Source organism: Streptococcus sanguinis (genome assembly GCF_019928825.1).
Lineage (GTDB): Bacteria > Bacillota > Bacilli > Lactobacillales > Streptococcaceae > Streptococcus > Streptococcus sanguinis_L.
The window spans coordinates 501,795-528,329 of record NZ_JAHZOP010000001.1 but is presented as its reverse complement, the minus strand read 5'-3'; the positions used below and the strand labels follow the sequence as shown (position 1 = coordinate 528,329).

The 26,535-nt window shown below is 40.4% G+C and carries 26 protein-coding genes and 1 tRNA gene; 26 read left to right on the top strand and 1 reads right to left on the bottom strand.

The features are described from left to right. Positions 1–36: 36 nt before the first annotated feature. From K1J09_RS02595 to K1J09_RS02575, 5 genes are all read left to right on the top strand, one after another. Positions 37–3,081 (top strand): type I restriction endonuclease subunit R, encoded by a 3,045-nt coding sequence (locus K1J09_RS02595; RefSeq protein WP_223322402.1) that lies wholly within the window; start codon positions 37–39, stop codon positions 3,079–3,081. Positions 3,082–3,102: 21 nt separating this feature from the next. Then, a complete protein-coding gene (locus K1J09_RS02590; RefSeq protein WP_002894860.1) occupies positions 3,103–3,318 on the top strand; it encodes a YozE family protein in 216 nt (71 codons plus the stop codon). 91 nt (positions 3,319–3,409) lie between these two features. Then, on the top strand, positions 3,410–4,399 hold the full coding sequence (locus tag K1J09_RS02585; protein ID WP_223322403.1) for a PhoH family protein: 990 nt from the start codon (positions 3,410–3,412) through the stop codon (positions 4,397–4,399). Positions 4,400–4,506: 107 nt separating this feature from the next. Continuing rightward, the gene (locus tag K1J09_RS02580) at positions 4,507–4,791 is read left to right on the top strand and encodes a hypothetical protein (protein WP_223322404.1); all 285 of its coding nucleotides are present in this window, start codon (positions 4,507–4,509) and stop codon (positions 4,789–4,791) included. Continuing rightward, on the top strand, positions 4,784–5,341 hold the full coding sequence (locus K1J09_RS02575; protein WP_223322405.1) for a DUF6036 family nucleotidyltransferase: 558 nt from the start codon (positions 4,784–4,786) through the stop codon (positions 5,339–5,341). The genes K1J09_RS02580 and K1J09_RS02575 overlap by 8 nt, the downstream gene beginning before the upstream one ends. A gap of 92 nt (positions 5,342–5,433) precedes the next feature. Here the strand turns inward: K1J09_RS02575 and ald are convergent, their stop codons facing one another. Then, entirely contained in the window at positions 5,434–6,546 is a 1,113-nt protein-coding gene (ald, locus tag K1J09_RS02570) for an alanine dehydrogenase (protein WP_223322406.1), read from the bottom strand. Positions 6,547–6,676: 130 nt separating this feature from the next. On the opposite strand from ald, the gene K1J09_RS02565 reads away from it, so the two are divergent. From K1J09_RS02565 to K1J09_RS02465, 21 genes are all read left to right on the top strand, one after another. Beyond that, a complete protein-coding gene (locus K1J09_RS02565; RefSeq protein ID WP_223322407.1) occupies positions 6,677–7,246 on the top strand; it encodes a GNAT family N-acetyltransferase in 570 nt (189 codons plus the stop codon). A gap of 48 nt (positions 7,247–7,294) precedes the next feature. Continuing rightward, positions 7,295–7,367: transfer RNA gene (locus tag K1J09_RS02560), tRNA-Thr, on the top strand. Positions 7,368–7,592: 225 nt separating this feature from the next. Further along, positions 7,593–8,090, top strand: a complete 498-nt coding sequence (ybeY, locus tag K1J09_RS02555; RefSeq protein WP_223322408.1) for an rRNA maturation RNase YbeY — start codon at positions 7,593–7,595, stop codon at positions 8,088–8,090. After that, positions 8,071–8,469, top strand: coding sequence for a diacylglycerol kinase family protein (locus K1J09_RS02550; protein WP_002894866.1), 399 nt, complete (start codon positions 8,071–8,073; stop codon positions 8,467–8,469). The genes ybeY and K1J09_RS02550 overlap by 20 nt, the downstream gene beginning before the upstream one ends. A gap of 66 nt (positions 8,470–8,535) precedes the next feature. Beyond that, complete coding sequence (era, locus tag K1J09_RS02545) at positions 8,536–9,435, top strand: GTPase Era (RefSeq protein ID WP_002894867.1); 900 nt, start codon at positions 8,536–8,538, stop codon at positions 9,433–9,435. 150 nt (positions 9,436–9,585) lie between these two features. Next, positions 9,586–11,694 (top strand): type I restriction-modification system subunit M, encoded by a 2,109-nt coding sequence (locus tag K1J09_RS02540; RefSeq protein WP_223322409.1) that lies wholly within the window; start codon positions 9,586–9,588, stop codon positions 11,692–11,694. After that, entirely contained in the window at positions 11,687–12,988 is a 1,302-nt protein-coding gene (locus K1J09_RS02535; protein WP_223322410.1) for a restriction endonuclease subunit S, read from the top strand. The genes K1J09_RS02540 and K1J09_RS02535 overlap by 8 nt, the downstream gene beginning before the upstream one ends. Continuing rightward, positions 12,989–13,834, top strand: a complete 846-nt coding sequence (locus K1J09_RS02530; RefSeq protein ID WP_002894871.1) for a DUF6731 family protein — start codon at positions 12,989–12,991, stop codon at positions 13,832–13,834. It abuts the gene before it with no gap. Next, entirely contained in the window at positions 13,824–14,303 is a 480-nt protein-coding gene (locus tag K1J09_RS02525) for a hypothetical protein (RefSeq protein WP_223322411.1), read from the top strand. The genes K1J09_RS02530 and K1J09_RS02525 overlap by 11 nt, the downstream gene beginning before the upstream one ends. A gap of 174 nt (positions 14,304–14,477) precedes the next feature. Beyond that, positions 14,478–15,383: a Fic family protein gene (locus K1J09_RS02520; RefSeq protein WP_223322412.1), complete on the top strand. Its 906-nt coding sequence runs from the start codon at positions 14,478–14,480 to the stop codon at positions 15,381–15,383. Positions 15,384–15,392: 9 nt separating this feature from the next. Next, positions 15,393–18,350 (top strand): type I restriction endonuclease subunit R, encoded by a 2,958-nt coding sequence (locus K1J09_RS02515; RefSeq protein ID WP_223322413.1) that lies wholly within the window; start codon positions 15,393–15,395, stop codon positions 18,348–18,350. Between the two features lie 2 nt (positions 18,351–18,352). Continuing rightward, positions 18,353–18,502, top strand: a complete 150-nt coding sequence (locus tag K1J09_RS02510) for a helix-turn-helix domain-containing protein (RefSeq protein ID WP_152905390.1) — start codon at positions 18,353–18,355, stop codon at positions 18,500–18,502. 25 nt (positions 18,503–18,527) lie between these two features. Then, positions 18,528–19,352, top strand: coding sequence for a DNA-formamidopyrimidine glycosylase (mutM, locus tag K1J09_RS02505; protein ID WP_223322414.1), 825 nt, complete (start codon positions 18,528–18,530; stop codon positions 19,350–19,352). 5 nt (positions 19,353–19,357) lie between these two features. Further along, positions 19,358–19,954: a dephospho-CoA kinase gene (coaE, locus tag K1J09_RS02500; protein ID WP_223322415.1), complete on the top strand. Its 597-nt coding sequence runs from the start codon at positions 19,358–19,360 to the stop codon at positions 19,952–19,954. A 33-nt stretch (positions 19,955–19,987) separates the two neighbouring features. Next, positions 19,988–21,160 (top strand): multidrug efflux MFS transporter, encoded by a 1,173-nt coding sequence (locus K1J09_RS02495; protein ID WP_315687774.1) that lies wholly within the window; start codon positions 19,988–19,990, stop codon positions 21,158–21,160. Then, positions 21,160–21,309: a 50S ribosomal protein L33 gene (rpmG, locus tag K1J09_RS02490; RefSeq protein WP_072074309.1), complete on the top strand. Its 150-nt coding sequence runs from the start codon at positions 21,160–21,162 to the stop codon at positions 21,307–21,309. Before K1J09_RS02495 ends, rpmG begins: the two co-directional genes overlap by 1 nt. 42 nt (positions 21,310–21,351) lie before the next feature. Further along, the gene (secG, locus tag K1J09_RS02485; RefSeq protein ID WP_002894878.1) at positions 21,352–21,585 is read left to right on the top strand and encodes a preprotein translocase subunit SecG; all 234 of its coding nucleotides are present in this window, start codon (positions 21,352–21,354) and stop codon (positions 21,583–21,585) included. Positions 21,586–21,674: 89 nt separating this feature from the next. Continuing rightward, positions 21,675–24,023 carry a ribonuclease R gene (gene rnr, locus K1J09_RS02480; protein ID WP_223322416.1) on the top strand — a complete coding sequence of 783 codons (2,349 nt, stop codon included), beginning with the start codon at positions 21,675–21,677 and terminating at the stop codon, positions 24,021–24,023. After that, positions 23,986–24,453, top strand: coding sequence for an SsrA-binding protein SmpB (gene smpB, locus K1J09_RS02475; RefSeq protein ID WP_223322417.1), 468 nt, complete (start codon positions 23,986–23,988; stop codon positions 24,451–24,453). Before rnr ends, smpB begins: the two co-directional genes overlap by 38 nt. Before the next feature lie 81 nt (positions 24,454–24,534). After that, entirely contained in the window at positions 24,535–25,476 is a 942-nt protein-coding gene (locus K1J09_RS02470) for a hypothetical protein (protein WP_223322418.1), read from the top strand. Between the two features lie 58 nt (positions 25,477–25,534). Beyond that, a complete protein-coding gene (locus K1J09_RS02465; RefSeq protein WP_223322419.1) occupies positions 25,535–26,503 on the top strand; it encodes a hypothetical protein in 969 nt (322 codons plus the stop codon). Positions 26,504–26,535: the final 32 nt, after the last annotated feature.

Sequence of the window (26,535 nt, the reverse complement as noted above, 5' to 3'; positions counted from 1 at the left end):
ATAAAATCTCAATTAAAATAAAAAAGGAAGCATACTATGGTTGATTATTCAAAAGTACATGAAGTAATTGCGGAAACAAATGAAGGGATTCTCTTGGCTGAGTATCAACCAGAGTATCGCACAGATAGAGAATATCAGTCAGAGGCTGATCTAGAAAATCAGTTGATTTCTGATTTGGTTAATTATCTTAACTACGAGCGACTAGATATCCATACACCTGAAGAGCTCTTAGCAAATGCTAAGGTTCAAATTGAAAAGCTCAATAAGGTGACCTTTACAGATGCAGAGTGGGAACGTTTTGTAGTTGAGTATTTGGACTGTCCCAATGAAGGTCTAGTTGAAAAAACACGCAAAATACAAGAGAATTATATCTATGATTTTGTCTTTGATGATGGACGAATTAAAAATATTTTCATCCTTGATAAGAAAAATATTCATAACAATACTATGCAGGTCATCAACCAAGTGACGCAAGTGGGTAGCCATATTAACCGTTATGATGTTACTATTTTAGTGAATGGTCTTCCTCTCGTTCAGATTGAATTGAAGAGACGAGGGGTTAGTCTGCAAGAAGCCTTTAATCAGGTTCACCGTTATAGCAAGGAAAGCTTTAATAGCGAAAATTCTTTATACAAATACATTCAGATTTTTGTCATTTCTAATGGGACTTATACACGCTATTTTGCAAATACGACAGCTCAAAATAAAAATCACTATGAGTTCACCTGTGAGTGGGCAGACCGCAAGAATAAAACAATTCACGACCTAGAAGACTTTACCGTTACCTTCTTAAGCAAGCGAGTTCTTTTGGAAGTTCTAACCAAGTATTGTGTTTTTGATGCTGATAATACCTTGCTTATCATGCGCCCTTATCAGATTGCAGCAACTGAGAGTATCTTGCGCAAGATTCATTCTTCCAATGAAATGAAGAATTTTGGGACAATTAATGCATGTGGCTATATCTGGCATACGACAGGGTCGGGTAAAACCTTGACCAGCTTTAAGACTGCGCGCTTAGCGACAGAGTTGGACTACATTGACAAAGTGATATTCGTCGTAGATAGAAAAGACCTTGACTATCAAACCATGAAGGAGTATCAAAAATTTCAGCCAAATTCAGTCAATGGTAGTAACAATACAAAAGAACTTCAACGCAGTATCGAAGAAAATGATGATCGAATCGTTGTCACAACTATTCAAAAGTTAAATAAATTCATTACTGCAAATCCAAATCATCAAATCTATGACAAAAAATGTGTCTTAATCTTTGACGAGTGTCACCGCTCCCAGTTTGGGAAGGCGCAGAAGCGCATCAAAAAGGCCTTTAAACAGTATGCTTTATTTGGCTTCACGGGAACACCGATTTTCCCAGAAAATAGTTTAACAGGAGAAACAACGCAAGAGGTTTTTGGCGAACAACTTCATAATTACGTTATCACAGATGCTATTCGAGATAAAAAAGTATTGAAGTTCAAGGTTGATTACAACTACATCAAGCCTGAAATCAATAAGTATAGAGAAGCTGAAAAAGCAGTTGGTCAAGAGATTGATGAGAAGAAACTCAAAAAGATGGAGAAGGAACTCCTTTTGCATCCAGAGCGGATAGCGACCATCACTGAGTACCTGTTGAGAGTTTATAATGACAAGACGCATCGAAATCAACACTATACTCATAAACAAAAACAACTAGCAGGATTTAACGCTATGCTAGCTGTACAAAGTATTGAAGCAGCAAAATTATACTATGAAGAACTCCAGCGACAACAGGCAGCAGTACCAGAAGCTAAACGCTTGAAAATTGCAACCATCTTTAGCTTCGCGCCAAATGAAGAACAGTTAGCCTATGGCGAAATTCAAGACGAAGAGTTAGAACCTCAAGATACAGCCATGCCTCTATCGTCTAAAGAATTTCTTTCTAGAGCAATTGATAACTATAATCATATGTTCAAGACTAATTTCTCAACCGATGGGAAAGAGTTTCAAAATTACTATCGTGATCTTTCTAAACGAGTTAAGTCCAAGGAAGTGGATTTGCTGATTGTAGTTGGTATGTTCTTGACGGGATTTGATGCTCCAACTGTGAATACTCTCTTTGTAGACAAAAACCTACGTTATCATGGTTTGATTCAGGCATTCTCGAGAACCAATCGAATTTTTAATAAGGTTAAACCTTTCGGGAATATTGTTTGTTTCCGTGATTTAGAAAAGGCTACACAAGAAGCCATTAAAACGTTCGGTGATACCAACAAACTTGACATCATATTAGAAAAAAGCTTTAGCGAATACATGGATGGTTTTGTCGATCAGGTAACAGGTATCGAGGTAAAAGGCTATACAGCAGTCTGTCAGGAAATTCTTGAGAAATTCCCAAATCCACAAGAGATTGAAACAGAGCATGAGAAAAAAGAGTTTGTTAAGCTCTTTGGTGAGTTGCTGAAGCTTGATAATGTTCTCAGAAATTATGATGAATTCCAAGAGATTGAAAAACCAATTTCAGAAGGTTATCTTCAAGATTTGAAGAGTGCTTATGTGGAAATTCGAGATGAATTCTTAAACCTTAAAAACTATGAAAAGACCAAAGTTCTAGATGTTGACCTTTCAGATGTTGAGTTTGAAATCGAGCTCCTAAAAACAGATGAGATTAATCTGGATTATATTCTGGCATTGATTGTTGAGAAATCGAAGAAATCTGAGTCTAAAGAAGATTTGAAGGCTGAAGTTAGACGTGTGATTCGCTCAAGTATTGATATCCGTGCCAAGGAAGAGTTGGTATTGAATTTCATCAATTATACGGATTTATCTCAATTACAGGATAATGAAACTATCTTAACTTCTTTTTATAATTATGCTAAAAAAGAAAAAGAAGATTCTATTCAAAAACTAGCTGATGATGAAAATCTTGGTGGAGGCTATCGTTTATTTATTGATAAAGCGATACAAAAAGGATATGCGGAAAGTGGTGGGACTGATCTAGATGATATTATTCCGCCAACTTCTCGACGTAAGGGGGCTCGGGAGTTGAAGAAGCAGCAAATCCTTGCTAAACTTCAGAAATTAGTAGAAATTTACCGCGGTATATAATTATAATTTAGAAAGGAACCTATGAGAAAATCTTTTTACAGCTGGCTGATGACAGAGCGCAATCCTAAGAGCAAGGAGCCAAAGGCTATTTTGGCGGACTTGGCTTTTCAGGATACGGCCTTTCCCAAGCATACGGATGATTTTGATGAGGTCAGTCGTTTTCTGGAGGAGCACGCAAATTTTTCCTTTAACTTGGGTGAGTTTGATGCGATTTGGGAAGAGTATCAGGCTCATTAAGCAGATAATTGCTGGGAATAGTCATTTTCTGCTTGCTTTGATATAATAAAGATAATTCATTCAAAAATTTTAAAATAGAGAGGTTCTTTGTTTGCAGGAACATTCAGTAGAATTGAAACTGGGCCATCCAGATGATGCCTTTCATCTCTTTGGCTCTAATGAACGCCATCTGCGCTTAATGGAGCAGGAATTGAAGGTCACCATTCATGCCCGAACCGAGATTGTGCAGATTTTGGGTACAGAAGCTGCCTGCGAGGAGACACGACAGGTCATTCAGGCTCTGTTGGTCTTGGTCAATCGTGGCATGACAATTGGCACACCCGATGTTGTGACAGCCATTACCATGGTCAAAAATGATGAAATTGATAAGTTTGTAGCTCTTTACGAAGAAGAGATTATCAAGGACAGCTATGGCAAGCCGATTCGGGTCAAGACACTAGGTCAGAAAATCTATGTGGACAGTGTTAAAAATCACGATATCGTCTTTGGTATCGGGCCAGCCGGAACAGGGAAGACCTTTCTGGCGGTGACTTTGGCGGTGACAGCTCTCAAACGTGGGCAGGTTAAGCGAATCATTCTGACACGGCCAGCTGTGGAAGCTGGTGAGAGTTTGGGATTTCTGCCTGGTGACCTTAAGGAAAAGGTGGATCCTTATCTGCGTCCGGTCTATGATGCCTTGTATCAGATTTTGGGCAAGGACCAGACAACGCGCCTTATGGAGCGAGAAATCATTGAGATTGCTCCCCTAGCCTATATGCGGGGGCGGACTTTGGATGATGCTTTTGTAATTCTGGACGAGGCACAGAATACCACCATCATGCAGATGAAGATGTTTCTGACACGCCTCGGTTTCCAGTCCAAGATGATTGTCAATGGAGACATCAGCCAGATTGACCTGCCTCGCAATGTTAAATCAGGACTCATTGATGCTCAGGAGAAATTGAAGAACATCTCCCAGATCGATTTTGTGCATTTCTCAGCTAAGGATGTCGTTCGTCATCCAGTGGTGGCGGAGATTATCCGAGCTTATGAACCAACTCCTGTTAGAGAGGCTGCAACTGAGCCAGAAGAAATGGAATAAGAGAACTAAATATCAGTTCACATCGGCCATGATATAGAATTTTTAAGGTTTATAAAATGATTAAAAGTGATTATCAGGAAAGATAGAATTTTAAAAAGAGGTAGAAGATGGATTGGTATGATTACATGATTAACGCTTCTAGGCAATCAAGATTTAACGCCAGTCATTGGTTTCGTTACCTTAGAAAGGTTATTTTTGAAGATAGTTCTTATTTGACTGACAAAGATGTGGAACGTTTGTTGTTTTCAAAAGAGTTGACAGATTTTCAAAAGGTTAGTCTGAAATATGCTCTACAAGAACACACTCCCACGCATGAGTATGTGGTTTCTTTAAACAAACCTGCTAAGTTAACAAATGTTCAAGAGCTGATGGAGAAATACAAGCATGGATAAAATGAAACCAGTTTTTGAAGCCTTAAATCAAGAATTGGCCCAAGCCAACCTTACTTTGACTATTATCTGTGTTGGGGGCTATGTATTGGAACATCATGGCTTGCGAGCAACCCAAGATGTAGATGCTTTTTATCAAGAAAACCAAAAAATAAATGAGATTATTGCGAGAGTTGGACGACAATTTAATCTCAATACTTATGATGAACTTTGGCTCAATAATAATGTAGCGAGTATGAACAAGCAACCTGCGGTTGACTTATGTGAGACCTTATATACTTTTAGTCATTTAACGGTTTTAATGGTTCCTATTGAATATGTTTTAGGGATGAAAATGATCAGCATTAGAGAACAGGATTTGAAAGACATCGGAGCTATTATCAAATACAAAGATTTTCATTCCCCATTCAAGACCTTTGAGGATCTAAGGAAGTTAGGCTTTGATACGATTGATTTTTCTGTTCTTTTAGAAGGTTTTAGTCATGCCTATGGTATGGAATGGCTAGAGGAATTTTTCAAAGAAAATCAGGAAAAGCTAAAGGGGTATTACTAAAGAAAGCTTTGATTTTTATCTAATAGCATACGAAAAGAGCAGATTTATTTCTGCTCTTTTTGTGAGATTAATTTTAAAGTTGAAATAATCAACTAAACGAGTTCGTCAATAGATGTGTAGTCCTTGTTGAGGCCTTCTGCAACTGGCTGGCTGGTTATATGACCTTGGTAAGTCGTTACACCTTGGCGCAGGCCTTGGTCATCTGCAATGGCTTGTTTGAAGCCTTTTCCTGCCAAGGCTTCAACATAAGGAAGGGTAACATTGGTCAAGGCGATGGTAGAAGTGCGGGCTACGGCACCAGGGATATTCGCAACTGCATAGTGGAGGACACCATGTTTTTCATAGACAGGCTCGGTGTGAGTCGTCACGCGGTCGGCTGTTTCAATGACACCGCCTTGGTCAACGGCTACGTCTACAATGACAGAGCCTGGACGCATTTGCTTAACCATATCATCTGTCACCAGTTTTGGAGCCTTAGCACCAGGAATGAGGACGGCACCGATCACGACATCTGCCTCTCGAACGCTAGCTTCGATATTGAAAGGATTAGACATGAGGGTTTGTATTTGATGGCCAAAGACATCTTCTAGGACAGACAGACGCTTAGCGCTGATATCCAGAATAGTCACTTGAGCACCCAGTCCTAGAGCGATACGAGCGGCATGAGTTCCCACGACACCGCCACCGATGATGGTAACTTTTCCTTTTGGAACGCCTGGTACACCACCGAGAAGTACGCCAGATCCGCCTTCACGCTTAGTCAGGAAGTGGGCTCCGATTTGGACTGCCATCCGTCCAGCGACCTCACTCATAGGTACCAAGAGTGGCAGTTGTCCATCTTGATCGCGGACAGTTTCGTAGGCCAGACCAGTTGTCTTAGCACTAGTCATAGCATCTGCTAGCTCAGGAGCGGCAGCCATGTGCAGGTAGGTAAAGAGTAAGAGGTCATCGCGGAGGAATCCATATTCAGCTGCCAGAGGTTCTTTGACCTTGACCACTAGCTCAGCTGCCCAAGCTTCTGCAGCAGTAGGGACGATTTTTGCACCTTGCTTTTGGTAGTCTGCATCTGTAAAACCAGATCCCAGCCCAGCATTTGTCTCAATCAGAACTTCATGGCCTTTACCAACGAGGCTGTGAACACCAGCTGGTGTCAGAGCGACACGATTTTCATTGTTTTTGATTTCTTTTGGAATACCGATTAACATAAAAAATATGCTCCTTTTTTAAGATGTTTTTATTGTATATGAAAACGCTTTAAAAATCAAGGAAAAATCAGAGCGGTTTGCTTTCATCAGTGAATTGTGCTATTCTGTTAAGAAAAAATAGGAGGCTATGATGGAAAATATTTATGTCAAACTGGCTCATCATGCCAGACTGGAAACTGAGCGGCTGATTCTGCGTCCGGTGACCTTGGAAGATGCCCCGGCAATGTTTGAGTACGCTTCAGATGAGGAAAATACTCGCTATACGTTTGAGACAAACAAAAGCCTGGAAGAAACACGCAATAATATCGCTCTCTTTTATCTGGCCAATCCTTTGGGGCGCTGGGGAATAGAAGTGAAAGATAGCGGCAAATTCATCGGGACTATTGACCTGCATAAGATTAGGCTGGACTTGAAAACAGCGGCTATCGGCTATGTAATCAATAAAAAATACTGGAATCAGGGTTATACGACAGAGGCCAATCGCGCAGTCATCAAGCTGGCTTTTGAGGAAATTGAAATGAACAAACTTGTGGCGCTGCACGATGTTGACAATCCAGCTTCTGGCCGAGTTATGGTCAAGTCTGGTATGAAATATTCCCATGAAGAGCCTTACGCATCACTAGATAAGCATGAGAAAGGCCGCATTGTGACGCGAATGCATTACTATCTGACTAGGGAAGATTATTTTGCAAAAAAATGAGAAAGGATATTGACAAGCACCTATCTACATGATATATTAGATAGGTACGCTGATTTAGCTCAGTTGGCAGAGCGCATCCATGGTAAGGATGAGGTCGCCGGTTCGATCCCGGCAATTAGCATCTTGTAATACAAGGTTGGGTTTTCCCAGCCTTTTCTTTTTGTCAACGATAGCTGGTCGTGGAATGCAAAGTTTTGAGAAGGGACAAAATAAAAAAGAACAGCTTTTGTCTTTGCGGTGAGAGATTTACGAATCTGCTCTGCTATTTTCCAAAACCCTGCCCTTGGCTCCCTAAAGTGAGTCAAAATATGATATAATAAGGTAATACTAGCAAAGCGGGTAAGGTATGTATATCGAAATGGTAGATGAAACGGGTCAGGTTTCGGAAGAGATTCTTAAACAGACTCAGGAAATTTTGGAGTTTGCTGCCCAGAAAACGGGCAAGGAAAAGAAGGAAATGGCTGTGACTTTTGTCAGCAATGAGCGCAGTCATGAACTCAACTTGGAATATAGAGATACGGATCGGCCGACGGATGTGATTAGCTTGGAGTATAAGCCTGAGCTGGACATCGCTGTTGACGAGGAGGATTTGCTGGACCATCCTGAGCTAGCTGAGATGTTGGAGGATTTTGACGCCTATATCGGCGAGCTGTTCATTTCAGTGGACAAGGCGCGTGAGCAGGCTGAAGAATACGGCCACAGCTTTGAGCGGGAGATGGGCTTTTTGGCAGTGCATGGTTTTCTGCATATCAACGGCTATGATCACTATACGCCGAAAGAAGAAGCAGAAATGTTTGGTTTACAGGAAGAAATTTTAACTGCTTATGGACTCACAAGGAAATAACAAACGCAAATGGAAAAATCGAGATGTGGTCTCGAGTCTGGAATTTGCTTTAACTGGTATTTTTACAGCCTTTAAAGAGGAGCGCAATCTGCGCAAGCATGTACTTTCGGCTCTGGCGGTGATAGTTGCGGGACTGATTTTTGACTTGTCCGCGATAGAATGGCTCTTTCTCTTTTTGAGCATTTTTCTGGTCATTGCCTTTGAGATTGTCAATTCTGCCATTGAAAATGTCGTAGATCTGGCCAGTGATTACCACTTTTCTATGCGGGCCAAGAATGCCAAGGATATGGCAGCTGGAGCTGTTCTGGTTGTGTCTGGCTTTGCTGTTGTGACGGGACTGATTATTTTTGTTCCCAAGATTTGGGATTGGATTTTTTAAAGACTTGAAAATCGGGGGAGACTGCCGATTTTCTGCTGTTTTAATGGAAATAAAAGAGGTAAAATAATGACTTTTAAATCAGGTTTTGTAGCTATTTTAGGACGCCCCAATGTTGGGAAATCAACCTTTTTAAATCATGTTATGGGGCAAAAGATTGCCATCATGAGCGATAAGGCTCAGACCACACGCAATAAGATTATGGGGATTTACACGACGGATAAGGAGCAGATTGTCTTTATCGATACGCCGGGTATTCACAAGCCCAAGACGGCTCTAGGTGATTTTATGGTTGAAGCGGCCTATAGCACCCTGCGTGAGGTGGATACCGTCCTCTTCATGGTGCCAGCTGATGAGCCGCGTGGCAAGGGCGATGACATGATTATCGAGCGCCTGAAAGCGGCTAAAGTACCAGTTATTTTGGTGGTTAATAAGATTGATAAAGTCCATCCGGATCAGCTTTTAGCGCAAATTGATGATTTCCGTCAGCAGATGGACTTCAAAGAAATCGTGCCGATTTCAGCCCTGCAAGGCAATAATGTGTCCCATCTGATTGACATCCTCAGTGAAAATCTGGAGGAAGGCTTCCAGTATTTCCCAGAAGACCAGATTACCGACCATCCGGAGCGTTTTCTGGTGTCTGAGATGATTCGGGAGAAGGTGTTGATGCTGACACGGGAGGAAATCCCCCATTCAGTCGCAGTGGTCGTTGATAGCATGAAGCGAGACGAGGAGACGGACAAGGTCCATATCCGAGCGACTATCATGGTGGAACGTGACAGTCAAAAAGGCATTATCATTGGTAAAGGCGGATCCATGCTGAAGAAAATCGGATCCATGGCTCGGCGCGATATTGAGCTCATGCTGGGGGACAAGGTCTTCCTAGAAACTTGGGTCAAGGTCAAGAAAAACTGGCGGGACAAGAAGCTGGACTTGGCGGACTTTGGCTATAATAAAAAGGAGTATTGAGGTTCTAAGCAAGCTTTGAAAAATTATGTTTGAAATAGCAGTGAAAGAGAGCATAACATTTTGTTATCTCTTTTTACTACAAACGAGAGATGGTCTACATTTTTTTCACCAGAAAGATACTAAAATAAGAATTGGAAATAGAGTATATATATGTCAAAATTAAAATCGCAAATTCCTCTTTTTCAGAAAAATGATGTTAATATTTCTAGCGATGTCAACACAGTTTGGTCTATTGCGAATACACTTCGAGGAGCCTATCGCGCAGATAAATATCGTGATGTGATTATTCCCATGTTTGTATTAGCTAGATTGGAAGCAGCTCTACTGCCAACCAAGGATCAAGTGATTGCAGCCTACAAGAAAGACAAAAAAACACCGGAACAGATTCTTGAAGATATATCAGGCTATAAATACTATAATACAAGCCCTTTTACTCTTGAAAATTTGCAAAATGATCCTGATGCAATCGAAGAAAACTTTCTCGCTTATTTAGATGGTTATTCCAAACGAGTAAAGGACATTATTGAAAACCTTAAGTTTAAGGAGCAGGTCCATACCTTGGCACAGACAGGACGCCTATTCACTGTCATTAAGAAATTCTCCAAAATTGATCTATCCCCGAGTACAGTGGATTCTATGCGAATGGGCTATATGTTTGAAGACATCATTCGCCGTTTCTCCGAAAATGAGGAAGCAGGATCTCACTATACACCTCGGGAGGTCATTGCTTTGATGGTCAACTTACTGCTCGTTGAAGCAGATGAGGAACTGTTTGTAGATAAGAGAATAGTAAAAATTCTAGACATGGCTGCTGGTACGGGAGGCATGCTGGCTACAGCCAAAAGTTATATTCGTCGTTTGAATTCTGAAGTGAATGTTCTTCTCTTTGGTCAGGAATATCTCTCAGAAACTTATGGTATCGGAAGGGCAGATATGCTGATTCGGCAGGAAAATTCCGACTACTTTGTGAAGACAGATACTCTTAAAGATGGTGATCCCTTTGCGGACAAAAAGATGAATTTTGTCATTGCCAATCCTCCCTTTGGCCAGTCTTGGGGAGGAAAGGACGCTGATGATGGTGTAGAACAGGCTGTCAAAAAAGATCAAGAACTTTTTGAGGCAACCGATGGCAGACAAGGTCGGTTTGTCAATACTCCGGCAACAGGTGATGCTCAGCTGCTTTTCCACTTGCATGGCTTGGCTAAACTAGAAAAGAATGGACGTGCAGCTATTATTTCTAACGGATCTCCGCTTTTTTCAGGTGGAACAACATCTGGAGAAAGTCAGATTAGGCGTTATATCTTAGAGAATGACCTGCTAGAAGCTATCATCGCACTCCCTGGTCAGTTTTTCTACAATACAGGAATTGGCATCTATATTTGGATTTATAATAAAAATAAAGCTCCTAAGCGTCGGAATAAGGTACAGTTTATTGATGCGACCGAAGAGTTTGTACCATTGAGAAAGTCTCTGGGACAAAAGCGTCGTGAACTTTCTGAGGACAATATCCGGCAGATTATCCAGTGGTACCATAACTTTGAAGAAAATGACCATGTGAAAATATTTGATAACAAAGAATTTCTTTATAAAGAGTATATCGTTATGCAGCCTCTCCAACGCCGAGGCAGAATTACTGAAGATACCATCGAAAAGGTTAAAAGTGTCCCATTTGTAGCAAAGCTTTATGATGAATACCAATATCAGGAACTGCTTGAAATGGAGCCTCGCAGAGCCAATGATGAGAAGAAATTACAAGACTTAGCAGCGGGGAAAACTAAGCAGGAGCAGTTATTAAATGCTCTCCGGCTTGGAATCACTGATGACAGCTACCCTAATTTTGAGGAATTTAGTCAGGTAATCAGAGAGCTATTATCTGAGGTGAAGGTGACACCAGCTAATGTCAATGCTATTGCGCTTGCTATGAGCGAGATGGATAAGACAGCAGAAATTATCACAACGACCAAGAAGGACAAGTTTGGCGAGATAGCAGATGGTGTTGTCTATGATAAGACAACCAAAGACACGGAAATCGTCAAATGTACCGAGGATGTTGAAGCCTACTTTGCGCGTGAGGTCTATCCCCATGTACCTGACGCCCATTACTGGTTTGATGAGGAAAAAGGCTATGGAGCCGAGATTCCTTTTACTCGCTATTTCTATCAATACCAAGCACCAGAAAGTGCCGACAAGCTCTTGGCAGAGTTTTATGAACTGGAAGCAGAACTACAGACTCTCTTGGAGGAACTAAAACATGACTAGGATGAAAGAGAGTGGCATTGACTGGATTGGGCAGATACCAGAAGAGTGGGAAGTAAGGGCAATAAAGCATATAGTAGAGACGCCTGTCACAGATGGACCGCATGAAACACCAGTATTATATGAAACAGGAATCCCATTTTTATCTGCAGAAGCTGTAAAAGATGGTATTTTGGATTTTAATTATAAGCGTGGATATATTTCATTAAAAGACCATGAACGCTTTAAGAAAAAAATTTCACCTAAAAAAGATGATATTTTTATCGTAAAATCTGGTGCAACAACAGGAAATGTTGGTATAGTCAATACGGATGATATTTTTGATATTTGGTCTCCGTTAGCTTTAATTAGATGTAATAAAACATTAGCTATTCAAAAATACATTTATTTTTATTTGTTATCCACTTTGTTTAAAGCTCAAGTAGAATTTAATTGGTCTTTTGGAACTCAACAAAATATAGGAATGGGAGTTATAGAAAGAATAAAAGTTATTTTACCACCTGTATCAGAACAACAAAAGATTGCTGACTTTCTAGATAAGAAAACGGTTCAGTTGGATAAGGTAAAAGCTCTACTAGAGGAGCAAATTCAAAAATTCAAAGACTACCGCGCTAGCTTGATTTATAAGACTGTCACAAAAGGATTGGATCAAACAGTCCCTATGAAAGATTCAGGAATCGACTGGATTGGACAAGTGCCTGAAGGGTGGGGAGTAAAAGCTATCAAATATATCTTTGATGAAATTGGTAGTGGCTCTACTCCTAAAAGCGATAATGAAATATTCTATGATGGTGATATAAATTGGATTCAATCTGGAGATTTATATCAAACTGATACGGTGACGAGTGTAAGTAAAACTATTAGTTATCAAGGTTTTAAATCTACTTCGGCATTAAAAATATATCAACAACCTTTTGTTGCTTTAGCAATGTACGGTGCTTCAGTTGGCAATGTGGCTGTTAGTTACATTGATGCTTGTGTTAATCAAGCAGTTGTCGCAATGTTGGGATCCTCTGAAAAAGTTAGCTTTGGGAAATATGCTATAGAAGCAAGTAAGAGTAATTTGATTTTTTCTGCACAAGGTGGGACTCAACCAAATATCAGTCAAAATTTAATAAAAAATTGGAGCATTCCTCAGCCTAAAAATGAAGAACAAGAACAAGTTGTTGATTTTCTTGATAAGAAAACAGTTCAAATAGATAAACTTATTCAAATCAAGAACGAGCAAATTAAAAATATTAACAAACAACGACAAACTCTTATTTATGATTATGTGACAGGGAAAAGGAGAGTGTAGATGGTTGTAGAACGCGAATTCAAGTGTCTGTTTTATAAAGTTGTTTCTAAAGAAAATGCCGTTTCAAAGATTAATGCTTTTTTTGCTGAGATTAATCCAATGACACCACTTAGTACAGAATCTATTGGAAATCTATCTTATTATTTACGTAGCGATATTCGAAAAACGGATACTTATTTATTATTTACTATTGCAAAAGTTGATTTGAATCAAGATATTCAGATAGATGATATTCAGACTCAAAATAGAGATATAGTAGAAAAAGAAGATACCGAAGGAATAGCTAATGACGCTCAATTTTTATATGATTTCAACAATAGCATTTTAGTTCAGAAACGCGGTAAATCTCAAACTACAATAGAAGAATTAAGAAAATTCATAGCCTTAAAGGTTGGTATTGATTATAGAGAATTCGAATTTAATATTATAAAGGATAAAAATGCTATTGAAAATCTAAATAACATGCGACATATCCATGACGTTGTTTTTTCAATTGCTATTCCAGAAAATTTATCGTTATTCTCAGAGCAAGTAAAAGATATTAATAGTGGTGTTGAATTTGCTAAAGAGATGTCGGCACAAAGTATGGAAATGAGAATAAAGGGAGCTAGTTTAAATAAAAATAGAATTAAACGCGCTATAGACGAATTGTGTTCGTATAAAGATAACCAGAATATGAAGATCCGAACTATGTCTGTTTATGGTGACTCAGAGATAATTGATTTAGTAACTCATAAGTTAAACTATTATGAAAAATATTATCTAGATGAAGTTGATAACAATGTCTTTTATGATAAACTTGAAAGAGCTTATAAAGTAAGGGAAGAGTATTTGAATGATTACTAAAATTAGAAAACATGAGAAAAAAATATTTTTTTCCCTTTCCTTGTTAGTAGCTTTGTATTTTTTGATATGTCCAATCAAATTGTCCGTTTTTCAGAATTATGCAGATTTTCTATCATCTATTCAAAATGTCCTTATTTTTACATCAGGTGTACTTATAGCTTCATTTAGTATTACTTCATTTTTACCGGACAATCCATTTATCAAAAAACTAAAAACTCTGAATTTAGACTTGCTAATAATGAAACAACTTTTTGATCTGTCGATTTTATCAGTACTATTATTAATTTTTCCTTCTATTTTTATATCTCTTGAACAAAATAACTCAGTAAATATTGTACATGTGGGTATGAGCATCTTTATCGGAAGTTTATTGTATTTCATTTTATCGCTATGTAGTTTAGTATTAACTTTTAGAAAGATTCTATGTTTAAGTTTAGATAGTGAAAAGGAAAAAAGAAAGACTAATTAGATATTTGTAAGTAATGGGGACATAATTGGGAATAGTGAGTTTTATAAGACTAATGTGTATGGCCTACATATTATTTCCGTTTATTATCCTTCCGTTAATCTGCAAACATCGTTCCGTTATTCCTCATATTGTTCCGGACTATGGTATAATAGAGGGAGAAAGTGAGGAGTACTCATGTATATGACAGTGAGGCAGGCAGCTGATCTCTGGGGTATTTCTGATCGTCGAGTTAGGTCTCTGTGCAGTCAGGGAAAGATTCCGGGTGCTGTCCAAGAAGGGCGTTTGTGGAGAATTCCCTCAGATGCCAGAAAACCAGCGGATGGTCGCTATAAAAAAGCAGAGAGCCTCTTGCCTTTGATTGATGAAAAGATGATGAAGTTATCAAAACTTCGCCCTTTGACGGATGGAGAGCTGGAGCGGCTGAATGAAGAGTTCACAGTCGAATATACTTATAATTCAAATGCCATTGAGGGCAATACTCTGACCTTGCGTGAGACAGATTTGGTCCTGCGTGGATTGACTATTGATCAAAAGCCTTTAAAAGATCATATGGAGGCAATCGGTCATCAGGAGGCTTTTCAGTATGTTCAAAGGCTTGTTGAGAAGAACCAGTCTTTGTCAGAACGGATGATAAAGGATATTCATTATCTAGTACTAGCGGATAAAAAAAATGACCGAGGCATTTATCGCAGAGTTCCAGTGCGCATCATGGGAGCAGCTAATGAACCGGCTCAGCCGTATATGATTGCTCCATTGATGGAAAAACTTCTAGTGGACTATGCTGCAAGTCAGGAAAATATGGTGACCAAACTAGCTCAGTTTCATATTGCCTTTGAGAGTATCCATCCGTTTATTGACGGCAATGGCCGAACAGGTAGGCTCTTGGTGAATTTGGAGTTGATGAAGGCAGGCTATCCACCGATTGATATAAAATTTATGGACAAATTAGCTTATTACCAAGCATTTGATGACTTTCATTCAAAAGGAAGTTTATCGGCAATGGAGAATCTATTTGCCAAATATATCAATGAAAGATTGGATATGTATTTGGAGATTTTATCTCTTGGTGATGAAGCATAAGGAGAGCAGATGGCAAATTTAGATATTACTGAGCGTTATGATTTTCAGCAATGGATTTTAAAAGATCTCATTCAGTATAATGGCTATATTCAGCGTGCTCAGTCTGCTTATAATCAACGGTTGGCTATGGATATAGATATTTTATGGGAATTTCTGATGTCAACTCAAGAAGAAACTGTCGAAAAACTCTTGAAGCGTTTTGATAGAGAGACTATTCTCAATTTGATTAATCAAGAAATTATCAAAGGTGGTCTTCTATTTGCCTTAAAAGATGGAGTGTATATTGAGAATAAAAAACTTCGTCTTATGTACCGCAGACCAGCAACAGACTTTAATGAAAAGGCTAGTCATCAGTATAATTTAAATCGCTTGACAGTAATGGAAGAAGTGGTCTATAAGGACCAAGAACGTATTGACTTAGTCATCTTTCTTAATGGCTTAGCCTTGTTTGCTATTGAGTTGAAACTAAATTCAAGTGGCCAATCTGTCCAGGATGCTATTAATCAGTTAAAAGGACGTGATGTTAAAAATCGTCTTTTCCGATTTAATGCAGGAGTATTAGTTAGTTTTGCGGTTGACTGGATGGAAGTCTATATGACAACTCAGCTTAAGGGATCAGATACCTACTTCTTGCCTTTTAATAAAGGAAAGGGTGAAGGGATTGACCAAGGAGCAGGGAATCCCCAGAATAATCAGGGGCCAGAAACAGAATATCTGTGGCGAGATTTGCTGAAGAAAGAAAGTATCCTACAGTTGATTGAACGTTTTATCTTTTTAACGCCTGATAAAAAGGATATCATTTTTCCGCGTTATCAGCAGAGACGAGCAGTTAATCGTATTTTAGAAGATATGCGAGTCAACCATACTGACAGAAACTATCTGATTCAGCATTCTGCGGGGTCGGGTAAAACAAATACGATTGCTTGGTTGGCACACAGCTTAGTTAGTCTTCATGATGAAGAAAATCAAAATATCGTTGATACAGTTTTGGTTGTTACTGACCGTATCGTTGTTGACCGTCAACTTCAAGATGCTATTCGTTCTATTGAGCATCAGCCTGGTGTGATTAAGGTTATGGATGATAAGGCTACTTCTAGCGACTTAGCAGATGCACTTGCTGGGAATACAAAAATTGTTGCGACCACTATCCATAAGTTTGCACAAATAAATAAATCAAACTGGATGTCTGCGGGTGTAACAGCAGAAAAGAAATTTGCCATTTTGATTGATGAGGCGCATAGTTCTACGACTGGCTCCTATATGAGTGCAGTCAGTCAGGTATTGACTGAAACGGATATAGGGAACGGCACAATGGATGAGCCACAAGAAGTGTCTGTCGGCGATGCTATTGAACAGGAAATTGCCCGTACAGGGAAACAAGACAATATTTCTATTATTGCATTTACAGCGACACCTAAAGCTACTACATTGCAGTTGTTTGGCTCTACTAGACCAGATGGTTCAAAGGTTCCTTTTGACTTGTACAGTATGAAGCAGGCTATTGAGGAAGGTTTTATTTTAGATGTTCTCAATAACTACACCACTTATAAAACATACTACAAGCTAAATAAGGCGGTCGAAGAGGATCCTGAACTCAAAACGACAGTGGCAAAGCGGAAAATTGCTAAATTTGTGGAGCTATCTGATGAAAATATTCATCAAAAGGTCGAAATTATCATGGACCATTTTATTACTCATGACATCATGGCTGATTTAGGTGGACATGGAAAGGCAATGATTGTAACTTCAGGACGTGAGGCAGCTGTCAAATACCAACAAGCTTTTAAGAAATATTTAAAAGAGCATCATATTACTAGTATCGGAGCGGCCGTCGCTTTTTCAGGAAGGTTGAGCCTTGATGGAGCTGAATTTAGCGAATCTTCTATGAATGGCTTTAGTGAAGATAAGCTCAAAAGTAAGTTTGATACTGATGATTATCAAGTGCTAATCGTTGCAAATAAATATCAAACGGGCTTTGACCAGCCTAAATTATTGGCTATGTATGTAGATAAAAAGTTGCGTGATGTAGCAGCAGTACAGACTTTATCTCGTTTGAATCGTATTGTAAAAGGCTATCACAAAAAGACTTTTATTCTTGATTTTAAAAATACCTATGAGGATATTAATAGAGCTTTTGCTCCCTACTACCGAGAAACAATTTTGACTGAAACGATTACTCCGAGCGATGTATTTGATTTAGATGCTAAAATTGAAAGTTATGGAATAGTAGATAATGATGATGTCCATGCCTATAATCAATTCTTATATCAAGAGAAACGTTCCAGCCGCGATAAACAAAAGATGCTCGCTCTACTGTCAAACGGGTATGCACGAGTGCAGCGTTTTGATGAAAAAGAACAAGTAAATATCCGTAAAGTTATTCGTGGATTTTTACGGATGTATACCTTCTTGATTCAGGCTACAGCTTATCAAAATGAATTGCTTCATGAACGATACAATTATCTGCAAGGTCTTGTGAAAATGATTGATGTCCGATTGGGAGGGAATGATTTCACTATTGCTGATAAGATTGTTGTAGATTATATGAAACACAAACAAACCGGTTTTTACACTGTGGCAGAGTTAGAGGGAAATTATTCGGTGACACTAAATAAGCCGAATTTATCAAATGTTTCTGAAGAACAAGAGAAAAAATTGTCTGAAATCATTGAAGAAATTAATGAGCAGCTTGATTTAGATATTGATGATCAAATTGCTGTTAGCGGGGCAGTCTCAATTAGGGAATTGATGAAGAAGAATCCTAAATTGAAGCAATCAGCTTTAGTAAACTCTCGCGAAGATTTCGAATTTTCATTTGAGGATGAAATTGATAAAGCTTTAACTGATGGTTACACCCAAAATCAAGATTTCTTTGGAGTGCTATTGAGTAATGAAGATTTCAAAAAGCGTATTGCAAAGATTTTTATTGATGATGTTTACCAAAGTTTTAAAAAGAGTAGTGATTAAAAATTCTATTAGGAATAACAAAAATTACACAAGCAAATTTGTCTATTCTAAAAACAGGTAAGGCTAAAGGTATTCGCTTTGCGACCTTACTGGCTATCTGTGAAACGCTGGATTGTCAGCCTGCTGATATTTTAGAGTATATTTCTGACTAACAAATAGAATATAGAAAGGAGCTTTATGCCTGAATTACCTGAAGTGGAAACGGTTCGGCGTGGTTTGGAACGTCTGGTTGCTGGCAAGACGATTGATCAGGTGCGGGTCTGCTATGCCAAGATGATTGGTACGGGAGCGGATAGCTTTGTCCATGACTTGCCAGGTCAGACCATTGAAAGGATTGGCCGTCGGGGCAAGTATTTGCTCTTTTACCTGACGGGTGGAGTGCTGCTTTCCCATCTGCGAATGGAAGGCAAGTATCTTTTTTATCCTGATGAGGTGCCTGAGCGCAAGCATGCTCATGTCTTTTTCCAGACGACGGATGGTGGAACGCTTGTTTATGAGGATGTCCGCAAGTTTGGGACCATGGAGCTCTTGAGAAAGGACCAGCTGGAGGCTTATTTTGCTGCCAGAAAGCTTGGTCCTGAGCCGACAGAGGCGGACTTTCTTTTATCTCCTTTTGCAGCAGCTTTGAAGCGTTCCAAGAAGCCCATCAAACCCTATTTGCTGGAGCAGTCCTTGGTCGTTGGGCTAGGCAATATCTATGTAGATGAGGCTCTTTGGCGGGCGCGGATTCATCCGGCAAGGCCAGCAGATAGTCTGAAGCCTGCTGAAGTCAATCGGCTGCGTGAGCAGATTATAGAAGTTTTGCAGCTCGGGATTGAAAAGAGAGGATCGACTATTCGGACCTATCGCAATGCTTTGGGTGAAGATGGCACGATGCAGGATTTTCTGCAGGTCTATGGAAAGACTGGGCAACCCTGCGCTAGATGCGGCAGCCCGATTGAGAAAATTAAGCTGGGTGGACGCGGTACTCATCTCTGTCCTCACTGCCAGAAAGCGAGGTAGCTGTTATGGCAAGAATTATCGGTATCACTGGCGGCATTGCCTCAGGTAAGTCAACTGTGACAGAGTTTTTAAGGCAGCAGGGTTATCAGGTCATTGATGCGGATCAGGTAGTGCATGAGCTGCAAGAGCCGGGGGGACGGCTTTATCAAGCTCTTTTATCTACTTTTGGCTCATCTATCTTACAGGAAGATGGGCGCTTGGACCGGCCTAAGCTGGGAGCTATGATTTTTGGGAATCCCGAACTCTTGGAGCAGTCCAGTCAAATACAAAATCAGATTATCCGCGAGGAACTGGCTGGCAGACGAGATTTGCTGGCAGAGACGGAAGATATCTTTTTTATGGATCTTCCCTTGCTGTTTGAGTTACAATATGAAGACTGGTTTGAGCAGATCTGGCTGGTGGATGTGACTGAGGAAACTCAGCTCAGTCGCCTTATGACTCGAAACTCTCTCAGTCAGGAAGAGGCAGAAAAACGCATAGCAGCTCAGCTATCTCTCCAAGAAAAGCGAAAGAGGGCGGATGTGCTGATAGATAATAATGGCTCGCTTGAGGAAACTCGACAGCAGCTTCGCGATGCTTTGCAGAAATTAGAAAGAAGATGATTTGTCACGACACAAGTAAACTGGAAACATAACCTGAAAGTCGCTTGGTTTGGGAACTTCCTGACAGGTGCTAGCATTTCTCTGGTGACGCCTTTTATGCCACTTTTCGTGGAGCAGTTGGGTGCCAGAGGTCATGAGGTGGAGTATTACGCTGGGCTAGGGATTTCACTCTCTGCAATCTCAGCGGCACTGCTCTCTCCTGTATGGGGAAGTCTGGCCGATCGGTATGGCCGTAAGCCTATGATGATACGTGCAGCTACTGCCATGGTTTTCACGATGGGCGGCATTGCTTTTGTGCCCAATATTTTCTGGCTCTTGCTCCTACGCTTTCTAAACGGTGTTTTCGCTGGTTATGTTCCCAACAGTACAGCTCTGATTGCCAGTCAGGCTCCCAAGGAAAAAACAGGTTATGCTCTGGGAACTCTCTCGACCGGTGTCGTTGCGGGTAATCTTATGGGTCCCTTTATTGGGGGTCTGATTGCGGAGATGTTCGGCATTCGCAATGTCTTTCTCCTGATTGGCGGCTTTTTTCTAGTGGCAGCCTTGATGACCTTTTATTTGATTCGGGAGGATTTTGTGCCAGTGACCCGACAAGAAGAGGTAGGCTTTAGGGAATTGCTGCGTCAACTCAGGTATCCTAGGATGCTGATGAATCTCTTTCTGACCAGCTTTGTTATCCAGTTTGCAGCTCAATCTATCAGCCCTATCCTTGCCCTCTATGTCAGAGAACTGGGTCAAAAGGACAATCTGATTTTTATTTCGGGTCTCATCGTTTCTAGCATGGGACTTTCCAGTATGATGAGCTCCAGCATTCTGGGGCGGTTAGGAGACCGTATCGGCAATCACCGGCTTCTGGTGCTGGCTCAGTTCTATTCAATCCTGATTTATCTGCTCTGTGCCAATGCTGGCTCCCCTATGCAGCTAGGCTTTTATCGCTTTTTATTCGGTCTAGGAACAGGGGCGCTGATACCAGGTGTCAATGCTTTGCTAAGTAAGATAACACCCAAATTTGGAATCTCTAGGATTTTCAGCTATAATCAGATTTTCTTTTATCTGGGTGGGGTGGTCGGCCCTATGTCTGGATCGGTTATTGCGGCAGCCTATGGCTATCATTCAGTCTTTTATGCAACAGCAGGGCTGGTTGCCGTTAGTATGCTGGCCAATCTCTTTAGTTTTCGAAATTTATTTAAAAAGAAGGATATTTAGTGCGCGTTAAAATAAATTTAAAATGTTCCAGCTGCGGTAGTCAGAACTATCTGACCAGCAAAAATACAAAAACGCATCCGGAAAAAATTGAGGTCTTAAAGTATTGTCCTAAGGAAAGAAAAGTTACTTTACATCTTGAATCCAAGTAAATTTTATGATAAAATAGATAGGATTTTAAGGAGTTTTTATTTATGTACAACCTATTATTAACCATTTTAGTCATTTTATCAGCTATTATTGTCATTGCAATTTTCATGCAGCCAACCAAAAATCAGTCCAGCAACGTTTTTGATGCCAGTGCCAACGACTTGTTTGAACGTCCTAAGGCACGTGGTTTTGAAGCTGTGATGCAGCGTATGACGGGAATTATGATTTTCTTCTGGCTACTGATTGCATTGGTATTAGCAGTATTATCTAGTAAATAAAATGGGCTCTGACTTCGTCTTGGCCTATTTTTTAAGTTTTAAAGAGATTTAGCAAGGATGAAGAAAACGCTCATCAAGAGAAGAGGAATATGAAATCAGAAATCATTGAATATTTAAAAGACAAGCAGCAGGCCAGCATGGATGAGCTGGCGGCTGCTTTGGGGAAAGAATCTTCCAAGGACTTTAGTAGCTTGGTCAAGACCATTTCCCAGATGGAAAGAAAGCATCAGATTCGCTTTGATGACAAGGGGCGGATTGAGCTTTATGAGAAGAAAAAGCAGGAGCGTCTGACGCTCAAGGGTGTTTTTCATGCCCACAAGAATGGATTTGGCTTTGTTACCTTGAATGAGGAAGAGGATGACCTCTTTGTCGGCCGTAATGATGTCAATCATGCCATTGATGGTGATACGGTGGAAGTAGTCATTACCAAGGTGGCAGACCGTATCAAGGGAACATCAGCTGAGGCTAAGATTATCGATATTTTGGAGCACAGCCTGACGTCAGCGGTTGGTCAGCTGGTTCTGGATGAGGAAAAGCCCAAGTATGCGGGTTATATCCGCTCGAAAAATCAGAAAATAAGCCAGCCTATTTATGTCAAAAAACCAGCTATGGTTCTGGATGGTACAGAGGTGCTCAAGGTCGCTATTGACAAATATCCGACCAAGAAACACGATTTCTTTGTGGCTAGTCTGGTCGATGTGGTCGGTCATGTCAACGATCCAGGTATTGATGTATTAGAAGTGCTGGAGTCGATGGATATTGTCTCCGAATTTCCAGAAAAGGTCTTGGAAGAGGCCGAGCGAGTTCCGGATGCACCGACAGAGAGTGATTTGGCAGGACGTTTGGATCTGCGCGAAGAGATTACCTTTACCATCGATGGGGCGGATGCCAAAGACTTGGATGATGCTGTCCATATCAAGCGCCTGAAAAATGGCAACTTTGAGCTAGGCGTACATATCGCAGATGTGTCCTACTATGTCAAAGAAGGCTCTGAGCTGGACAAGGAAGCCCTCAATCGAGCGACTTCAGTCTATGTGACCGATCGCGTGGTACCTATGCTGCCAGAGCGCTTGTCAAACGGAATCTGCTCTCTCAATCCCAATGTGGACCGGCTGACCCAGTCGGCTATCATGGAGATAGATGCCAAGGGGTGCGTGGTCAAGCATACCATTACTCAGACTGTCATCAAGACGACCTTCCGCATGACCTACAGCGATGTCAACGACATCATTGCTGGAAATCAGGAAAAAGCTGAGCAGTTCAAGGAAATTGTGCCTAGTATTGACAGCATGGTTCGTCTGCATGAAATTCTGGAAAGCATGCGTTTTAAGCGTGGTGCACTCAACTTTGACACCAATGAAGCCAAAATCATGGTCAATAAAGAAGGCCGGCCGGTGGATATTGTCCTGCGTCAGCGGGGAATTGCCGAGCGAATGATTGAGTCCTTTATGCTGGTGGCGAATGAGACGGTGGCTGAGCATTTTGCTAAGCTAAATCTGCCCTTCATCTATCGGATTCACGAGGAGCCTAAGGCGGAGAAGGTGCAGAAGTTTATCGACTACGCCTCTAGCTTTGGGATTCGGATATACGGGACGGCTAGCTCTATGAGTCAACAGGCCCTGCAGGATATTATGGAATCGGTCAAAGACCAGCCTTATGAGGATGTCCTATCCATGATGCTTCTGCGCTCCATGCAGCAGGCTCGCTACTCCGAGCACAATTACGGCCACTACGGTCTGGCAGCGGAGTTTTATACGCATTTCACCAGTCCGATTCGCCGCTATCCGGACCTTCTGGTTCACCGGATGGTACGGGATTATGGCAAGTCTAAAGAAATAGCAGAGCATTTTGAGCAAGTGATTCCAGAGATTGCCAGTCAGTCTTCCAGCCGGGAGCGTCGGGCTATTGAGGCCGAGCGTGAAGTTGAAGCCATGAAGAAGGCTGAGTACATGGAAGAATTCGTTGGAGAAGAGTTTGACGGCGTAGTTTCAAGCGTGGTTAAGTTTGGACTCTTCGTCGAACTGCCTAATACGGTCGAAGGCTTGATTCATGTTACCAATCTGCCAGAGTTTTACAGCTATAATGAGCGGACGATGACCCTGCAAGGAGAAAAGTCCGGCGTGGTCTTCAAGGTCGGTCAGCAGATTCGCATCAAGCTGGTCCGAGCGGATAAGGCTACAGGCGAGATTGACTTTGAATACCTGCCAAGTGAATTTGACCTGGTAGAAAAGACTAGCAAGAGTGGCAGAGGCAGGTCAGGCAGAAAGAGACGCCGTGAGGATGGCAAGCGCAGCCATTCTTCCAAAGAAAAAGGCAACAGAGATAAGAAAGAGAAGAAGTCCAAGAAAGGCAAGAGCCAGAAGGCATTTTACAAGGAAATAGTCAAGAAAGGAGCCAAGCATGGCAAAGGGAGAAGGAAAGGTCGTCGCGCAAAATAAAAAGGCCAGACACGACTACACCATCGTGGATACCATCGAGGCGGGCATGGTGCTGACTGGTACGGAAATCAAGAGTGTCCGCGCTGCCCGTATCAATCTAAAAGACGGCTTTGCCCAGATCAAGAACGGTGAGGCCTGGCTCAGCAATGTCCATATTGCGCCTTATGAAGAGGGCAATATCTGGAACCAAGAGCCTGAGCGTCGCAGAAAGCTGCTGCTGCATAAGAAGCAGATCCAAAAGCTGGAGCAGGAGACCAAGGGAACTGGCATGACGCTGGTGCCGCTCAAGGTCTATCTCAAGGACGGTTTTGCCAAGCTGCTCCTGGGCTTAGCCAAAGGGAAGCACGACTATGACAAGCGCGAGTCCATCAAACGCCGCGAGCAAAACCGCGACATGGCAAGACAAATGAAAAACTTTAATACAAGATGAAAGACTGGGCGACCGGTCTTTTTGAATCCTCATTCTAAGTGTGTTAAAATATAAAAGATATTAATAGACTGGAGATTATATGTGAGTTTTAAAAAATTTTCATTATTATTTTTATTTTTTTCTGCTATAGCAGCTTTCTTTGTTTGGAAATACTATAAGGATGAGCAAGCAAAAAAGGCGCAAGATGACTATTACAATAGTATCTATTCTTATAGTGGTGATTATGAAATTGGTGACTATGTATTTTTGGGAGATAAGGGGTTAGTAGCACAATGGATCAGTAAAGATCCAAAAGAAGATAAGAAGATTCAGAAGTATATACAAAATGATTCGGACAACAAAACATTCTCTAGCAATGATGATGTCATTATTGCAGGAGAACGTTTTATAATTCGAAAAAATTTCAAATTAGCTTTTGGGGGGAAAAGTAATAGTAGTTTTAAGATTGTTATATATGATACTCAAAATCAGAAGTTAAAGAAGAAAGAATTTGATTTGTTGGAATGGCGGTATAAAAAGGGGAAAAAATGGAAGCTAACAAACATTGGACCTAAAATTGATAAGTTATCTGATGGACGAGAAGTGCTTTTGATTAATATTGTGACATATGTGGAAAAGACAGTAAATGGTGCACAAGATTCTGAAAGAGTCGTTGAAGCGTACTATCTGGATTTAGAATCTAATAAAATAATCAACTACACACCGGAGAATCAACAAATTGAGAGTTTATATTATTCAATTAATAAAGATTATCAGGGGGAAAATTTACCGGGAGATAGATTGCTTAAATTTGGAATTGACTTCAACTACAACACTGTAAATTTCAAAAAGGAATTCTTTAAACAAAGTAATAATCTCCCAATTCAGAAAGAGTATCCTAAGGCTTATCAAATTCTGCAAGAAAAGAACAGTGCATATTATCCAACTTTTAACAAAAAACGCAGACCGAAGGATATTCTTAATAGTCTTTCACCCCTTATACCTCAGAACAGTACTATTTTACAAGATACAGAGATTCAATGAAAAATAGAGAATATGACACAGGCTATGCTTCTATTCAAAAAAAAGGAGGTGAATCTTGATGAATAGTTTAGAACCTAAAATAAAAAAGTATATTTTGATATTCATTTCGTTTCTAGCTATTTTTGGACTTTGGATGCTGCTCTCTTATGATAAAACAGAGCCTAAGCCAAAATTTAAGGAAGAATTCGCAGAAAGACCAGCATCTAAGATTGATGATATTCAAATAAAGCCATTGGAGGAAGGCCGTATTATTACAATCGAATCCCCGGATGTCAATGATCATTTTGATATAGGGCATGAAAAGTTTTACCAGCAAGAATGGCGGAGAAACATCAGTCTAGGAATTGATGACGAGAGGCAGAAAAAAGGAGAATATTATTTTCTTCATTCTTACGATATAGATACTAAGAAAGAGAGAAAGAAAATCGATATTTTTGCACTTATTCGTAAGTACAATCCTAATGCAGGAGTAAAGCTTCCTGGAGAGGTGGTTTACTATCAAGGTGTGGATTATTTGTATGTTACTTTAACGGAGCAGAATAGAAAGATAAAAGGGCAATATCCTTTAAAAGATGTTCTTATTAACTTGCAAAGCGGTCAAGTGATAGAATATAATCCTGACTATCTTGGAGCAAAAGATATATTTGGAATTGGCACATCTGTAACGGGGCTGTCTGAAATGCTGCGAAATGATTATCATATTAGTATTCAAGAGAATCAGTTAATTCCATTTTCACAAAAACATACAGAAATTCCAAAGGGATTGAATATATCGCAAGAACATCCGGAGCTTGTGCATAAGTTAAATGAAGGGAAAATTAAGGTTTTCGTGCGTCAAGGAGACAATAGTTATGAGGAATGGTTTAATCTTATAATGCATTGGTTTGCGCCAGTTGGTCAAGATAGACTAGCTTTGTCAATTACTGATAAAGACACTGGCGAGGTAACATCAATCACCTCTTACAAAGATTACTTGGCTTGGCGAGAATCTCATCCGAAGGATAGTGAGGTACAAGGAAGTGAATAGTAGACATTGTGGGAACATGAACCTACTGGCAA

Excerpts from the sequence above, each read along its gene's own strand:
- K1J09_RS02595 (WP_223322402.1), top strand. The coding sequence starts at position 37 with ATGGTTGATTATTCAAAAGTACATGAAGTAATTGCGGAAACAAATGAA.
- K1J09_RS02590 (WP_002894860.1), top strand. The coding sequence starts at position 3,103 with ATGAGAAAATCTTTTTACAGCTGGCTGATGACAGAGCGCAATCCTAAG.
- K1J09_RS02580 (WP_223322404.1), top strand. The coding sequence starts at position 4,507 with ATGGATTGGTATGATTACATGATTAACGCTTCTAGGCAATCAAGATTT.
- K1J09_RS02575 (WP_223322405.1), top strand. The coding sequence starts at position 4,784 with ATGGATAAAATGAAACCAGTTTTTGAAGCCTTAAATCAAGAATTGGCC.
- ald (WP_223322406.1), bottom strand. The coding sequence starts at position 6,546 with ATGTTAATCGGTATTCCAAAAGAAATCAAAAACAATGAAAATCGTGTC.
- K1J09_RS02565 (WP_223322407.1), top strand. The coding sequence starts at position 6,677 with ATGGAAAATATTTATGTCAAACTGGCTCATCATGCCAGACTGGAAACT.
- ybeY (WP_223322408.1), top strand. The coding sequence starts at position 7,593 with ATGTATATCGAAATGGTAGATGAAACGGGTCAGGTTTCGGAAGAGATT.
- K1J09_RS02550 (WP_002894866.1), top strand. The coding sequence starts at position 8,071 with ATGGACTCACAAGGAAATAACAAACGCAAATGGAAAAATCGAGATGTG.
- era (WP_002894867.1), top strand. The coding sequence starts at position 8,536 with ATGACTTTTAAATCAGGTTTTGTAGCTATTTTAGGACGCCCCAATGTT.
- K1J09_RS02540 (WP_223322409.1), top strand. The coding sequence starts at position 9,586 with ATGTCAAAATTAAAATCGCAAATTCCTCTTTTTCAGAAAAATGATGTT.
- K1J09_RS02535 (WP_223322410.1), top strand. The coding sequence starts at position 11,687 with ATGACTAGGATGAAAGAGAGTGGCATTGACTGGATTGGGCAGATACCA.
- K1J09_RS02530 (WP_002894871.1), top strand. The coding sequence starts at position 12,989 with ATGGTTGTAGAACGCGAATTCAAGTGTCTGTTTTATAAAGTTGTTTCT.
- K1J09_RS02525 (WP_223322411.1), top strand. The coding sequence starts at position 13,824 with ATGATTACTAAAATTAGAAAACATGAGAAAAAAATATTTTTTTCCCTT.
- K1J09_RS02520 (WP_223322412.1), top strand. The coding sequence starts at position 14,478 with ATGTATATGACAGTGAGGCAGGCAGCTGATCTCTGGGGTATTTCTGAT.
- K1J09_RS02515 (WP_223322413.1), top strand. The coding sequence starts at position 15,393 with ATGGCAAATTTAGATATTACTGAGCGTTATGATTTTCAGCAATGGATT.
- mutM (WP_223322414.1), top strand. The coding sequence starts at position 18,528 with ATGCCTGAATTACCTGAAGTGGAAACGGTTCGGCGTGGTTTGGAACGT.
- coaE (WP_223322415.1), top strand. The coding sequence starts at position 19,358 with ATGGCAAGAATTATCGGTATCACTGGCGGCATTGCCTCAGGTAAGTCA.
- secG (WP_002894878.1), top strand. The coding sequence starts at position 21,352 with ATGTACAACCTATTATTAACCATTTTAGTCATTTTATCAGCTATTATT.
- rnr (WP_223322416.1), top strand. The coding sequence starts at position 21,675 with ATGAAATCAGAAATCATTGAATATTTAAAAGACAAGCAGCAGGCCAGC.
- smpB (WP_223322417.1), top strand. The coding sequence starts at position 23,986 with ATGGCAAAGGGAGAAGGAAAGGTCGTCGCGCAAAATAAAAAGGCCAGA.
- K1J09_RS02465 (WP_223322419.1), top strand. The coding sequence starts at position 25,535 with ATGAATAGTTTAGAACCTAAAATAAAAAAGTATATTTTGATATTCATT.